At 69.2% G+C, this 13,439-nt stretch carries 14 protein-coding genes; 8 read left to right on the top strand and 6 right to left on the bottom strand.

Annotation, left to right across the window (positions count from 1 at the left end; all coding sequences use genetic code 11):
* Positions 1 to 59 precede the first annotated feature (59 nt).
* The 3 genes from ilvC to G5B56_RS03195 all read right to left on the bottom strand — a co-directional run bounded on the left by ilvC (position 60) and on the right by G5B56_RS03195 (position 3,597).
* Positions 60 to 1,076 carry a ketol-acid reductoisomerase gene (ilvC, locus tag G5B56_RS03205; RefSeq protein ID WP_164962300.1) on the bottom strand — a complete coding sequence of 339 codons (1,017 nt, stop codon included), beginning with the start codon at positions 1,074 to 1,076 and terminating at the stop codon, positions 60 to 62.
* A 92-nt stretch (positions 1,077 to 1,168) separates the two neighbouring features.
* Complete coding sequence (ilvN, locus tag G5B56_RS03200; RefSeq protein ID WP_009859042.1) at positions 1,169 to 1,660, bottom strand: acetolactate synthase small subunit; 492 nt, start codon at positions 1,658 to 1,660, stop codon at positions 1,169 to 1,171.
* A 164-nt stretch (positions 1,661 to 1,824) separates the two neighbouring features.
* On the bottom strand, positions 1,825 to 3,597 hold the full coding sequence (locus tag G5B56_RS03195; RefSeq protein WP_029718321.1) for an acetolactate synthase 3 catalytic subunit: 1,773 nt from the start codon (positions 3,595 to 3,597) through the stop codon (positions 1,825 to 1,827).
* Between the two features lie 252 nt (positions 3,598 to 3,849).
* Between G5B56_RS03195 and G5B56_RS03190 the strand changes: the two genes are divergently transcribed.
* The 6 genes from G5B56_RS03190 to G5B56_RS03165 are packed head-to-tail and all read left to right on the top strand — an operon-like array spanning position 3,850 to position 7,101.
* Positions 3,850 to 4,416 (top strand): RNA polymerase sigma factor, encoded by a 567-nt coding sequence (locus G5B56_RS03190; protein ID WP_009859044.1) that lies wholly within the window; start codon positions 3,850 to 3,852, stop codon positions 4,414 to 4,416.
* Positions 4,413 to 4,835: a DUF3619 family protein gene (locus G5B56_RS03185; protein ID WP_164962299.1), complete on the top strand. Its 423-nt coding sequence runs from the start codon at positions 4,413 to 4,415 to the stop codon at positions 4,833 to 4,835. The genes G5B56_RS03190 and G5B56_RS03185 overlap by 4 nt, the downstream gene beginning before the upstream one ends.
* The gene (locus G5B56_RS03180) at positions 4,832 to 5,539 is read left to right on the top strand and encodes a DUF3106 domain-containing protein (RefSeq protein WP_009859046.1); all 708 of its coding nucleotides are present in this window, start codon (positions 4,832 to 4,834) and stop codon (positions 5,537 to 5,539) included. The genes G5B56_RS03185 and G5B56_RS03180 overlap by 4 nt, the downstream gene beginning before the upstream one ends.
* A 9-nt stretch (positions 5,540 to 5,548) precedes the next feature.
* Positions 5,549 to 6,070 (top strand): RDD family protein, encoded by a 522-nt coding sequence (locus G5B56_RS03175; protein ID WP_009859047.1) that lies wholly within the window; start codon positions 5,549 to 5,551, stop codon positions 6,068 to 6,070.
* Between the two features lie 4 nt (positions 6,071 to 6,074).
* On the top strand, positions 6,075 to 6,485 hold the full coding sequence (locus tag G5B56_RS03170) for a diacylglycerol kinase (RefSeq protein WP_164962298.1): 411 nt from the start codon (positions 6,075 to 6,077) through the stop codon (positions 6,483 to 6,485).
* Between the two features lie 13 nt (positions 6,486 to 6,498).
* The gene (locus tag G5B56_RS03165; RefSeq protein WP_164962297.1) at positions 6,499 to 7,101 is read left to right on the top strand and encodes a TIGR00730 family Rossman fold protein; all 603 of its coding nucleotides are present in this window, start codon (positions 6,499 to 6,501) and stop codon (positions 7,099 to 7,101) included.
* Positions 7,102 to 7,179: 78 nt separating this feature from the next.
* Here G5B56_RS03165 and G5B56_RS03160 read toward each other — a convergent pair whose 3' ends face one another.
* Complete coding sequence (locus tag G5B56_RS03160; protein WP_009859050.1) at positions 7,180 to 7,518, bottom strand: P-II family nitrogen regulator; 339 nt, start codon at positions 7,516 to 7,518, stop codon at positions 7,180 to 7,182.
* Positions 7,519 to 7,557: 39 nt separating this feature from the next.
* Positions 7,558 to 9,216: an NAD+ synthase gene (locus G5B56_RS03155; RefSeq protein WP_009859051.1), complete on the bottom strand. Its 1,659-nt coding sequence runs from the start codon at positions 9,214 to 9,216 to the stop codon at positions 7,558 to 7,560.
* A 15-nt stretch (positions 9,217 to 9,231) separates the two neighbouring features.
* Between G5B56_RS03155 and G5B56_RS03150 the strand changes: the two genes are divergently transcribed.
* The gene (locus G5B56_RS03150) at positions 9,232 to 10,419 is read left to right on the top strand and encodes a GNAT family N-acetyltransferase (protein WP_164962296.1); all 1,188 of its coding nucleotides are present in this window, start codon (positions 9,232 to 9,234) and stop codon (positions 10,417 to 10,419) included.
* A 17-nt stretch (positions 10,420 to 10,436) separates the two neighbouring features.
* On the opposite strand, the gene ppa is transcribed toward G5B56_RS03150, so the two are convergent.
* On the bottom strand, positions 10,437 to 10,979 hold the full coding sequence (gene ppa, locus G5B56_RS03145; protein ID WP_009859053.1) for an inorganic diphosphatase: 543 nt from the start codon (positions 10,977 to 10,979) through the stop codon (positions 10,437 to 10,439).
* A 261-nt stretch (positions 10,980 to 11,240) separates the two neighbouring features.
* Between ppa and G5B56_RS03140 the strand changes: the two genes are divergently transcribed.
* Complete coding sequence (locus G5B56_RS03140) at positions 11,241 to 13,412, top strand: sodium-translocating pyrophosphatase (RefSeq protein ID WP_029718319.1); 2,172 nt, start codon at positions 11,241 to 11,243, stop codon at positions 13,410 to 13,412.
* The last annotated feature ends 27 nt before the right edge of the window (positions 13,413 to 13,439 follow it).

Below are 13,439 nucleotides of genomic sequence, written 5' to 3'. Positions count from 1 at the left end.
CTTGCACTTCGGCCAGCGCCCCGCGTGTCTCGCACGCGGGGCTGCCGTTCAAGGCCGCGTCAGTTGCGCGACTTGTCGACCAGCTTGTTGGCCTTGATCCACGGCATCATCGCGCGAAGCTGCTCGCCGACGACCTCGATCGGGTGCTCGGCGGTCAGGCGACGGCGCGAGGTCAGCGTCGGGGCGCCGGCCTTGTTCTCGAGGATGAAGCTCTTCGCGTACTCGCCGGTCTGGATGTCCTTCAGGCACTGGCGCATGGCGTTCTTCGTGTCCTCGGTGACGACACGCGGGCCGGTGACGTACTCGCCGTACTCGGCGTTGTTCGAGATCGAGTAGTTCATGTTGCCGATGCCGCCTTCGTAGATCAGGTCGACGATCAGCTTCAGCTCGTGCAGGCACTCGAAGTACGCCATCTCGGGCGCGTAGCCGGCTTCCACCAGCGTCTCGAAGCCGGCCTTGATCAGCTCGACGGTGCCGCCGCACAGCACGGCCTGTTCGCCGAACAGGTCGGTCTCGGTCTCTTCGCGGAAGCTGGTCTCGATGATGCCGGCCTTGCCGCCGCCGTTGGCCGCGGCGTAGGACAGCGCCAGGTCGCGCGCCTTGCCCGACTTGTCGGCGTGCACGGCGATCAGGTGCGGCACGCCGCCGCCCTGCTTGTAGGTGTTGCGCACGGTGTGGCCCGGGGCCTTGGGCGCGACCATCCAGACATCGAGGTCGGCACGCGGCACGACCTGGTTGTAGTGCACGTTGAAGCCGTGCGCGAACGCGAGCGAGGCGCCTTCGCAGATGTTGGGCTCGACGTCGTTGGCGTAGACGCTGGCGATCTGCTCGTCGGGCAGCAGGATCATGACGACGTCGGCGGCCTTCACGGCCTCGGCGACCTCGGCGACCTTCAGGCCGGCGGCTTCGGCCTTGGCCCAGCTCGCGCCGCTGCGGCGCAGGCCGACGGTGACCTTGCAGCCGCTGTCGTTCAGGTTCTGGGCGTGGGCGTGGCCTTGCGAGCCGTAGCCGATGATGGTGACGTTCTTGCCCTTGATGAGGCTCAGGTCGGCGTCCTTGTCGTAATAGACCTTCATGGGGTTCTCCGTTCTCTAGTCAGACGCCCGGCCGCGATTGGCCGGGCAGGTTTCCGGGCGATGGGCGGCCACGGGGCCGCCGGGGCGCCGCCTCAGATGCGCAGGATTCTTTCGCCGCGGCCGATGCCGCTGGCACCGGTGCGCACGGTTTCCAGGATCGCCGCGCGGTCGATCGCGACGAGGAAGGCGTCGAGCTTGGACGAGTCGCCCGTCAGCTCGATCGTGTAGCTCTTCTCGGTGACGTCGATGATGCGGCCGCGGAAGATCTCCGCCATGCGCTTCATCTCCTCGCGCTCCTTGCCGACGGCGCGCACCTTGATGAGCATGAGCTCGCGCTCGACGAAGCTGCCTTCGGTCAGGTCGACGACCTTGACGACCTCGATCAGCCGGTTCAGGTGCTTGGTGATCTGCTCGATGACGTCGTCGCTGCCGGTGGTGACGATGGTCATGCGCGACATCGACGGGTCTTCGGTCGGCGCGACCGTCAGGCTCTCGATGTTGTAGCCGCGCGCCGAGAACAGCGCGACGACACGGGACAGGGCGCCGGCTTCGTTCTCGAGCAGCACCGCGATGATGTGTTTCATGGTCTCGTCCTTGCGCGGATCCACGAGCCTGCGGCGGTAACCGCCGGCCCTTCACCGCGCCGTTGGATCGTTGGGAAGATGCAGTCCGCAGGGGTTCGCGGCACCGGCCGCGGCGGCCGGCGGCGGCGCGGTAACGCCGTCGCCGCCGACGCGGCCCGTGCCGGTCACAGGTCTTCGGACTTGAGCTGCATCTCGCTGATGCCCTTGCCGGCGTGCACCATCGGCCACACGTTCTCGGTCGGGTCGGTGCGCACGTCGAGGAACACGGTGCGGTCCTTCAACCGCATCGCCTCCTTCAGCGCGCCTTCCACGTCAGCCGGCCGGTCGACACGCAGGCCGACGTGGCCGTAGGCCTCGGCCAGCTTGACGAAGTCGGGCAGCGCGTCCATGTAGCTGTGCGAGTAGCGGCCGCCGTAGATCAGCTCCTGCCACTGCCGCACCATGCCCAGGTAGCGGTTGTTCAGCGAGACGATCTTCACCGGCGTCTTGTACTGCAGGCAGGTCGACAGCTCCTGGATGCACATCTGGATCGAGCCTTCGCCGGTGATGCAGAAGACGTCGGACTCCGGCTTGGCGAGCTTGATGCCCATCGCGTACGGCAGGCCCACGCCCATCGTGCCCAGGCCGCCGGAGTTGATCCAGCGCCGCGGCTCCTCGAAGCCGTAGAACTGCGCCGCCCACATCTGGTGCTGGCCGACGTCGGAGGTGATGTAGGCATCGCGGCCGCGCGTCAGGCGGGCCAGCGTCTGCACCACCATCTGCGGCTTGATCACGTCATCGCTGGGCTCGTAGGCCAGGCACTCGCGCTTGCGCCACTCGTTGATCTGGCCCCACCAGGAGGAGATCGCCACGGTGTCCGGACGGGCGTGCGACTCCTTGATCTGGGCGATCAGCTCCTGCAGCACGTCCTTGACGTCGCCGACGATCGGGATGTCCACGCGCACGCGCTTGGAGATCGACGACGGGTCGATGTCGACGTGGATGATCTTGCGCTCGACCTGGGCGAAGTGCGCCGGGTTGCCGATGACGCGGTCGTCGAAGCGCGCACCGACGGCCAGCAGCACGTCGCAGTGCTGCATCGTCATGTTGGCTTCGTAGGTGCCGTGCATGCCGAGCATACCCAGGAACTTCGGGTCGCTGGCGGGAATCGCGCCCAGCCCCATCAGCGTGTTCGTCACCGGGAAGCCGAGCAGGTCGGCCAGCTGGCGCAGCTCGGCCGCGGCTTCGCCGAGCACGACGCCGCCGCCGGTGTAGATGTACGGGCGCTTGGCCTGCAGCAGCAGCTGCACGGCCTTGCGGATCTGGCCGCTGTGGCCCTTGCGCACCGGGTTGTACGAGCGCAGCTCGACGGTCTGCGGGTACTGGAACGGCGCGGTGTTCAGCGACACGTCCTTGGGCACGTCGATGACGACGGGGCCCGGGCGGCCGGTGCGCGCGATGTGGAAGGCCTTCTTGATCGTCGAGGCCAGCTCGCGCACGTCCTTGACGAGGAAGTTGTGCTTGACCACCGGGCGCGTGATGCCGACGGTGTCGCACTCCTGGAAGGCGTCCATCCCGATCGCGGCCGTCGGCACCTGACCGGTGATGATGACCATCGGGATCGAGTCCATGTAGGCCGTCGCGATGCCGGTCACGGCATTCGTGACGCCCGGGCCCGAGGTGACGAGGGCGACGCCGACGTTGCCGGTGGCGCGGGCATAGCCGTCGGCGGCATGCACCGCGGCCTGTTCGTGGCGTACCAGGACGTGCTGGATGCTGTCCTGCTTGTACAGCGCGTCGTAGATGTAGAGAACCGATCCGCCGGGATAGCCCCAGAGGTACTGGACCCCTTCGGCCTGCAGGCTGCGAACCAGGATTTCAGCGCCGTTGAGCACGGCGGGAGGAGAAGACGGTTGTGCCGAAGCGGCACGCTTGACTTCCGCGGCGGAGATGTCCATTTCCGAACCTTTGCGAATTTCTCTGACGAAAATCCATCGGTGCCCCTCCTCGCGCCCTCGTGAGGCGGATTCGGAACTGCGCGCGGTCTGGGAACTGCCGTCCGGGTCGGACGGCGAGCGAGACCAAAAGAGCGTTGTGCGACCGGGGATTATGCACCGGCGCCGGGCGTCGCCCCGCCAAGGTGCCCGCTGCGGGCCCCGCGTGCATAATGCGCCGCGCCCGAAACCGGGGTGCAGAACCCCGTCCGCGCGTTGGCTTCCGACAAAGAACTTTCCGATTTCCTCAAGAGCGTCGAGAGGCGCGCGTTCAAGCGCGCCGCCTTCGCCGTGCGCGACGAGGACGCGGCGCTGGACATCGTGCAGGACTCGATGATCCGCCTGGCCGAGAAGTACGCCGAGCGGCCCGCGGCGGAGTTCCCGATGCTCTTCCAGCGCATCCTGTCGAACGCGACGATGGACTGGTTCCGTCGCCAGAAGGTGCGCAACGCGGTCATCCAGAACCTCTCGGACTTCGAGGGCGAGGACGGGGACGGCGACTTCGACCTGCTCGAGACGCTGCAGGTCGTCGAGGACACCCTGGGCACCGAGAGTGCCGCCGAATCGGTGTCGCGGGACCAGATCTTGCGTCTCATCGAGCACGAAGTGGCCGGCCTGCCCGACCGTCAACGCGAAGCCTTCCTGCTGCGTTACTGGGAGGAGTTCGACGTGGCCGAGACCGCGGCGGCGATGGGCTGCTCCGAAGGCAGCGTCAAGACCCATTGTTCCCGTGCGGTCCACTCGCTGGCCAAGGCCCTCCGACTCAAGGGAATCGCGCCATGACCCAAACCAGCTTCACCGACGCGGACGTCCTGCGCGCGCGCTTCGCGGCGCGCATCGCCGCCAGCTTGACCGAGCGTGCCGACGAGCTTCCGCACGACCTGACCGAACGCCTGCGCGTGGCCCGCGAGCAGGCGCTGTCTCGTGCGCGCGCCGCGCGCCGCGAGTTCGCGGCCGAGTCCGTGGTGAGCGTTGCCGGCGGCGCCGCCGCCCGGAGCGGGCCGCCGTGGTGGCAGCGGCTGGCCATCGTGCTGCCGCTGGTGATGCTGGTCGCCGGTCTGGTGCTGATTCGCGAGCACGACCTGCGCGAGCAGATCATGGCCGCCGCCGACATCGACTCCGTGCTGCTCGCCGACGACCTCCCGCCGGACGCCTACTCCGACCCCGGATTCGCCGAGTTCCTGAAGACGCAGCAACCGTGACCTTCCGCCCGGCCGTCATCGCCGCCCTCGTGATCGCGGCCGTGTTCGCCACGGCCGCGCCGGCGCATGCGGCCGAGGCCGACCCGTCCTGGGCCCAGCTGTCGGCGGCGCAGCGGCGCGCGCTGGCACCGCTGCAGCAGGACTGGCCGAACATCGACTCGACCGGCAAGGAACGCTGGCTGAGCGTCGCCGCGCGTTTCCCCAAGATGAGCCAGGCCGAGCGCCAGCGCGTGCAGGAGCGCATGGCGGCGTGGACCCAGATGACGCCGTCGGAGCGTGCCCGCGCGCGGCTGCAGTTCCAGCAGGTGCGCCAGCTTTCGGCCGAGGACCGCCAGGCCCGCTGGGACGCCTACAGGGCGCTGCCCGACGACCAGCGCAAGCAGCTCGCCGAACGCGCCGTGCCGCCCAAACGCACGCCCTCGCGTGTGCGTGAAGGCGACGACGAGGACGGAAAGCCCAAGCGCAACATCGTCACGTCGCCGCGCCCGCCGTCGCCCAAACCCGTCGCGCCGGCCGTCATCCAGGCGGCCCCGGGGGCGACGACGACGCTGATCACCTCCCGCCCCTCCTCGCCTGCGCACCACCAGTCCGGGATGCCCAAGATCATCGCCACCGACGATTTCGTGAACCCGGTGACGATGCTGCCGCGCCGCGGCCCGCAGGGCGCTGCGGTACGCTCGCAGGCTGCCTCCGAACCGCGCTGACCCGTCTCGATGATCGTTCTGCCTCCCGCCGCGGGTGACCACCCGACCCCGGCGCTGATCCGCCGCCTCGCCTGTTTCGTCTACGAGGGCATCCTGCTCTTCGGTGTCGTGATGGCCGCCGGCCTCGTCTACTCGCTGGCCACCAACCAGCGCAGCGCGCTGCAGGGGCAGTTGGGGCTGCAGGTCTTCCTGTTCCTCGTCTTCGGCCTGTACTTCGTCTGGTTCTGGAGCCGCACCGGCCAGACGCTGGCGATGCAGACCTGGCACATCCGCCTCGTGCAGCGCGACGGCCAGCCGGTGAGCGTGGGCCGCGGCATCGTGCGCTACCTCGTCTGCTGGGTCTGGTTCCTGCCCTGGCTGGCGATCGCCCATTTCGCCGGCCTGCACAGCAACGGCCAGGTCTTCGGGCTGCTGACGCTGGGCATCGTCGTCTGGGCGGCCTTGTCGCGGCTGCACCCGGACCGCCAGTTCTGGCACGACGCGCTCTGCGGCACGCGGCTCGTCGCGTGGCGTGCCAAGTCCAAGGACTGAGCCCATGGATCCCGGCAGCCCGCCGCCGCGGGGCGGCCAGGCGAACCCGCACAAGGGACGCACCGGCCTGGACCGCATCCGGCGCGCCGCCGGCTATTCGGCCGCAGGCCTGTCGGCCGCCTTCCGCGGCGAGAGCGCGTTCCGCCAGGAGGTCTTCGCCGCGGCACTGCTGCTGCCGGCGGCGTTCTGGCTCGGGCGCGGCTGGGTCGAGGTCGCGCTGCTCGCCGGCAGCGTCGTGCTGGTGCTGATCGTCGAGCTGCTGAACTCCGCGATCGAAGCCGTCGTCGACCGTGTCGGCTTCGAGCTGCACGAGCTGTCCAAGCGGGCCAAGGACCTGGGCAGCGCGGCGGTGATGCTGTCGCTGCTGCTCGCCGGCGGCATCTGGCTGGGAGCGCTCTGGCAGCGTCTGGCCTGAGACAATCCGGGCCATGAACGACATCGCGCCCCCGCCCCCCTTCACCGTCTGCGTCTACTGCGGCTCGCGCCACGGCCGGCGCAGCGCCTACACCGAAGCCGCCCGCGTGCTCGGCCGCTCGATCGGCGAACGCGGCTGGCAGCTCGTCTACGGCGGCGGCAAGGTCGGCCTGATGGGCGAGGTCGCCGACGCGGTGCTGGCCGCCGGCGGCCGTGTCGTCGGCGTGATCCCCGAATCGCTGATGAAGCGCGAGGTCGGCCACCCGGGCCTCAGCGAACTGCACGTCGTGCCGACGATGCACAAGCGCAAGCAGATGATGGCCGAGCGCGCCGACGCCTTCGTCGCGCTGCCGGGCGGCATCGGCACGCTGGAGGAGCTGTTCGAGGTCTGGACCTGGCGCCAGCTGGGCTACCACGACCAGCCGATCGGCCTGCTCGACGTCGACGGCTTCTACGAGGGCCTGCTGGCCTTCATGCAACGCACCGTCGACGAAGGTTTCCTGTCGCAGGCGCAGCAATCGGTGTTGCAGGTCGAGACCGACCCGCTGGCGCTGCTGGACCGGCTGGCGGCGCTGGCGCAGCGCGCCGGCGGCCCCGACCACTTCGGCCGCATCTGAGCCCTTGAACGACAACGGGGCACTGCTCGCGCAGCGCCCCGTTGTTCTGGACAGCGCCCGGCCACGGCCGGGCCGACCTCAGACCGCCGACTCGTCGGTCTCGCCGGTGCGGATGCGCACCACCTGGTCGACCGAGGTGACGAAGATCTTGCCGTCGCCGATCTTGCCGGTCTTGGCGGCCTTGACGATGGCGTCGAGGCAGCGCTCGACGTCGGCGTCCTTGACGACGACCTCGATCTTCACCTTCGGCAGGAAGTCGACGACGTACTCGGCGCCGCGGTAGAGCTCGGTGTGGCCCTTCTGGCGGCCGAAACCCTTGACCTCGGTGACGGTCAGACCCGAGACGCCAACCTCGCCCAGTGCTTCGCGGACTTCTTCGAGCTTGAACGGCTTGATGACGGCGGTGATCTGCTTCATGCGGGGAACTCCGGGAAAAGACGATGGACTGACGGGAATTTAAGCACGGAACCTCGACGTGATGGGGTAACGCCAGTCGCGTCCGAAGGCCCGATGGGTGATGCGGATGCCGACCGGCGCCTGACGCCGCTTGTACTCGTTGATCTTGATGAGCCGGGTGACACGTTCGACGTCGGCACGCTCGAAGCCGGCGGCGACGATCTGCTCGACGCTCTGGTCGTCTTCCATGTAGCGCGCCAGGATCGCGTCGAGGACCTCGTAGGGCGGCAGGCTGTCCTGGTCGGTCTGGTCCGGGCGCAGCTCGGCCGACGGCGGGCGCGTGATGATGCGTTGCGGGATGACCTCGGCGCCTTGCGCGTTGCGCCAGTTCGCCAGGCGGTAGACCAGCGTCTTGGCGACGTCCTTGATGACCGCGAAGCCGCCGGCCATGTCGCCGTACAGCGTGCAGTAGCCGGTCGCCATCTCGCTCTTGTTGCCGGTGGTCAGCACGATCGCGCCGGTCTTGTTCGACAGCGCCATCAAGAGCGTGCCGCGGATGCGCGCCTGCAGGTTCTCCTCGGTCGTGTCCTCGGCCAGCCCGGCGAACTGCGGCGCCAGCGCGGTGCGGAAGGCGTCGAACATCGGCGCGATGTCGATCTCGTCGTAGCGCACGCCCAGGCGCGCGGCCATGTCGCGCGCGTCGATCCAGGAGATGTCGGCGGTGTAAGGCGACGGCATCATCACCGCGCGCACCTTGTCGGCGCCGAGCGCGTCGACGGCGACGGCCAGCACCAGCGCCGAGTCGATGCCGCCGGACAGGCCGATGATCGCGCCGGGGAAGCCGTTCTTGCCGAGGTAGTCGCGCACGCCGGTGACGAGCGCGTCCCAGGCCTGGCGGTCGAGGTCGGGTGCTTCGGCGACCGGACCGACGGGGCGAGCGTCGGCGTCGAAGTCGACGACCAGCAGTTCCTCGGCGAAGGTCGCGGCCCGCGCCCTCACCTCGCCCGCCGCGTCGAGCGCGAACGACGCGCCGTCGAACACGACCTCGTCCTGGCCGCCGACCAGATGCGAGAACAGCAGCGGCAGGCCGACGTCGCGCGCACGTTCGGCCATGCGGGCCTGGCGTTCCTCGGCCTTGCCGAGGTGGAACGGCGAGGCGTTGAGCACGCACAGCACCTGGGCGCCGGCGTCGCGCGCCAGGCGCGCGGGCTCGTCGAACCAGGCGTCCTCGCAGATGACGACGCCGAAACGCAGGCCTTCGCAATCGAAGACCAGCGGCGGCAGGCCGGCGTCGCGCCCGGAGGCGAAGTAGCGGCGTTCGTCGAAGACCTGGTAGTTGGGCAGTTCGCGCTTGCAGTAGGTGGCCTGCACGCGTCCCCCAGCCAGCAGCGAGGCCGCGTTGTAGCGCTGCTGCACGGTCACGGACTTGGTCCTAAGATCGCCGCGCTCGCCGAACTGGTGCGGGTGCCCGACGACCAGATGCAGCCCTTCGCAGTCCCGCAAAACATCGGCCAGCGCCGCCAGCGCGTCGGCGCAAGCCTGCATGAAGGCCGGGCGCAGCAGCAGGTCCTCGGGTGGGTAGCCGGTCAGCGCCAGCTCAGGGGCCAGCACCAGGCGCGCACCCTGCGCGTAGGCGCGGCGGGCGGCGTCTTCGAGGCGACGGGAGTTGCCGGCGAGATCACCGACGACGGCGTTGAACTGGGCCAGCGCGACCTTCATCGACGGCTCCGCTGAATGTCACGAGGGCTCACGGGACGGGATTATCACATCGGGGTCGAGGCCGACCCGGGACGGCTGGACGCGCGGGCCTGGAACACGCTGCTCGACATGCAGCCCGCACCGACACCCTTTCTGCGCCACGAGTACCTCGCGGCATTGCACGCGTCGGCCAGCGCGGTGCCGGCCACCGGCTGGACACCCCGTTTCCTGACGCTGCACGACGCGGCCGGCGAACTGGCCGGCGCCGCGCCGCTGTACCTGAAGACCCATTCCTGGGGCGAATACGTCTTCGACTGGGCCTGGGCCGACGCCTACCGCCGCCACGGGCTGCGCTACTACCCCAAGCTGCTCGGCGCGGTGCCGTTCACGCCGGTGCCCGGCACGCGGCTGATGGCGCGCGACGAGCCGGCACGCGAGGCGCTCGTCGCCACGATCCGAGAGTTCGCCGACGAAGCCGGGCTGTCCTCGGCCCACGTGCTCTACGTCGACGACGCCGACCGCGCGGCCTTCGAACGCGCCGGCTGGATGCTGCGCGAGAACCTGCAGTTCCACTGGACGCGCGACGAAGCCGACCCCGCGGCCGACTTCGACGCCCTGCTCGCCCGGCTGCAGCGCGACAAGCGCAAGAAGATCCAGCAGGAACGCCGCCGCGTCGCCGAACTCGGCATCGAGTTCAGCGTCCACGAGGGCGAGGCGATCGACACCGCGCTGTGGGACTTCTTCCATCGCTGCTACACGCTGACCTACGCGGCGCACCAGTCGACGCCTTACCTGACACGCGACTTCTTCGCCCGCATGCAGGCGACGATGGCGCGCCACTGGCTGGTGTTCGTCGGCCGCCGCGACGGCCGGCCGGTCGCGGCATCGCTGGTGGCGATCGACCGCGAACGCGGCGCCGCCTGGGGCCGCTACTGGGGCGCGGTCGAGCCGCTGCCCTTCGTGCACTTCGAGGCCTGCTACTACCAGCCGCTGGCCTGGTGCCTGGCCAATGGCTTCAGTCGCTTCGAAGGCGGCGCCCAGGGCGAGCACAAGATGGCCCGCGGGCTGCTGCCGGTGCGCACGAGCTCGGCGCACTGGCTGCGCGACGAACGTTTTGCCGGCGCGGTGGCCGAATTCCTCGCCCGCGAGGGCGAGGGCGTGGCGGCCTGGGAGGACGAGCTGCGCGAGCGCAGCCCGTTCAAACGCGGGGAACCCGAGGGCTGAGCCCGCGCGCAGGACGCTCAGGCGCCCGGGTGCTCCTTGGCCCAGTTGGCCATGCCGGTGCGCACTTCCTCGCGCGCCGACTCCGGGCCTTCCCAGCCCAGCACCTTGACCCACTTGCCTTCCTCGAGATCCTTGTAGTGCTCGAAGAAGTGCTGGATCGCCTTCAGGCGCGCCGGGTTCAGGTCTTCCGGCTTCTGCCAGGACGAGTACAGCGACAGGATCTTGGCCGTCGGCACGGCCAGCAGCTTGTTGTCGCCGCCGGCTTCATCGTCCATCTTCAGCACGCCGATCGGGCGGCAGGTGACGACCACGCCGGGGATCAGCGGCACCGGGGTGATGACGAGCACGTCCACCGGGTCGCCGTCGTCGGCCAGCGTGTTGGGCACGTAGCCGTAGTTGCACGGGTAGTGCATCGCCGTGCTCATGAAGCGGTCGACGAACAGCGCCCCCGAGTCGTGGTCGACCTCGTACTTGATCGGGTCGCCGTTCATCGGAATCTCGATGATGACGTTGAACTCGTCGGGCGCCTTGGCGCCGGGGGTCACGTTGTGCAGGCTCATGCAGCGGTCTCGGGCAGGAGGAGAAAGGAGAGGAGAGAGCGAGAGAAAGATCGGGGCGCGATTCTAGGCGCCACGCTTGCCCTCGCCTGACGCGCGACGGCCTTGACCCGGCTCAGGCAGGCACTCGGACATAGGAAAACCCCCAACCGAGCGTGATAGCCTTCACATAGCATGCCGCGCCAGCCGGCCCGAAGCGCCCGGGCGGCGTGCAGGAGATAGAGAGAAGAGACTAGGCCCGAACGAGAGGAAGGAGCTCTTTCCATGACGACGAGTTTGGCGCTGTACATAGCGCTGGGGTGCGGCCTGGTGGCCGTGCTCTACGGGTTCATCCAGCGGGGATGGATCCTCGCGCAGGACGCCGGCAATGCACGAATGCAGGAAATCGCCGGCGCCATCCAGCAAGGCGCTGCGGCGTACCTGGCGAGGCAATACAAGACAATTGCCATCGTCGGCGCGGTGCTCGCGATCCTGATCTTCTTCTTCCTCGGCGGCCTAACGGCCGCCGGGTTCGTTTTGGGGGCCGTACTTTCCGGTGCCTGCGGCTTCATCGGCATGAACGTCTCGGTGCGCGCCAACGTGCGCACCGCGCAGGCCGCCACCAAGGGCATCGGCCCGGCACTCGACGTCGCGTTCAAGGGCGGTGCGATCACCGGCATGCTCGTCGTCGGCCTGGGGCTGCTGGGCGTCGGCATCTTCTTCCTGCTGATCGGCGGCGTCGCCAACCCGGACAGCGCGACGCTCAAGCCGCTGCTCGGCCTGGCCTTCGGCTCGTCGCTGATCTCGATCTTCGCGCGCCTGGGCGGCGGCATCTTCACCAAGGGCGCCGACGTCGGCGCCGACCTGGTGGGCAAGGTCGAGGCCGGCATCCCCGAGGACGATCCGCGCAACCCGGCGGTGATCGCCGACAACGTCGGCGACAACGTCGGCGACTGCGCCGGCATGGCCGCCGACCTGTTCGAGACCTACGCCGTGACGCTGATCGCGACGATGGCGCTGGGCGCGCTGATGGTCGTCGGCAGCGGGGGCGCGGCGGTGGTCTATCCGCTGCTGCTCGGCGGCGTGTCGATCATCGCGTCGATCGTCGGCTGCGCCTTCGTCAAGGCCAGCCCCGGCATGAAGAACGTGATGCCGGCTCTGTACAAGGGCCTGATCGTCGCCGGCGTGCTGTCGCTGATCGCCTTCTACGTCGTCACGACGATGATGTTCCCCGCCGGCCTGACGCTGGCCGACGGCAGCGTCATCGGCACGACGGCGCTGTTCGGCACCTGCGTCGTCGGCCTGCTGCTGACGGCGGCGATGGTCTGGATCACCGAGTACTACACCGGCACCGACTACGCGCCGGTGAAGCACGTCGCGCAGTCCTGCACCACCGGCCACGCGACGAACATCATCGCCGGCATCGGCGTGTCGATGAAGTCGACGGCCTGGCCGGTGATCTTCGTCTGCCTGTCGATCCTGGCCGCCTACTGGCTGGCCGGCCTGTACGGCATCGCGATCGCCGCGACCTCCATGCTGAGCATGGCCGGGATCGTCGTCGCGCTCGACGCCTACGGCCCGATCACCGACAACGCCGGCGGCATTGCCGAGATGTCCGAACTGCCCGACAGCGTGCGCGACATCACCGACCCGCTGGACGCCGTCGGCAACACGACCAAGGCCGTCACCAAGGGCTACGCGATCGGCTCGGCCGGCCTCGCGGCGCTGGTGCTCTTCGCCGACTACACGCACTCGCTCGAGGCGCGCGGCATCATGGCCTCGTTCGACCTGAGCAACCCGAAGGTCATCGTCGGGCTGTTCCTCGGCGGCCTGATCCCCTACCTCTTCGGCGCGATGGCGATGGAGGCCGTGGGCCGCGCCGCGGGCTCGGTGGTGCAGGAAGTGCGCCGCCAGTTCCGCGACATCCCGGGCATCATGGAAGGCACGTCCAAGCCCGAGTACGGCAAGGCGGTCGACATGCTGACCGTCGCGGCGATCAAGGAGATGATGATCCCGTCGCTGCTGCCGGTCGCGGTGCCGGTCGTCGTCGGCATGGCGCTGGGCGCCGAGGCGCTGGGCGGCCTGCTGATGGGCACCATCGTCACCGGCCTGTTCGTCGCGATCTCGATGTGCACCGGCGGCGGTGCCTGGGACAACGCCAAGAAGTACATCGAGGACGGCAACCACGGCGGCAAGGGCAGCGATGCCCACAAGGCCGCGGTCACCGGCGACACCGTGGGCGACCCCTACAAGGACACCGCCGGCCCGGCCGTCAACCCGCTGATCAAGATCATCAACATCGTCGCGCTGCTGATCGTGCCGCTGCTGCCGATGGCCACCTCCCCGGCCAAGGCCACGCACGCCGAACCGGCACCGATCGTGCAGCCGGCCGAGACCGCGCCGGCGATGCCGGCCGCACCGACGGCCGAGCCCTCGGCCCCGGCGGCCTCGCAGTAAGCTCGCGGTCTTTCCCGCACGTGCCGG

It is taken from the genome of Rubrivivax sp. JA1026 (assembly GCF_011065555.1).
Lineage (GTDB): Bacteria > Pseudomonadota > Gammaproteobacteria > Burkholderiales > Burkholderiaceae_C > Rubrivivax > Rubrivivax benzoatilyticus.
The sequence above is the reverse complement of the archived record's forward strand: the minus strand, read 5'-3'. Positions and strand labels throughout refer to the sequence as shown.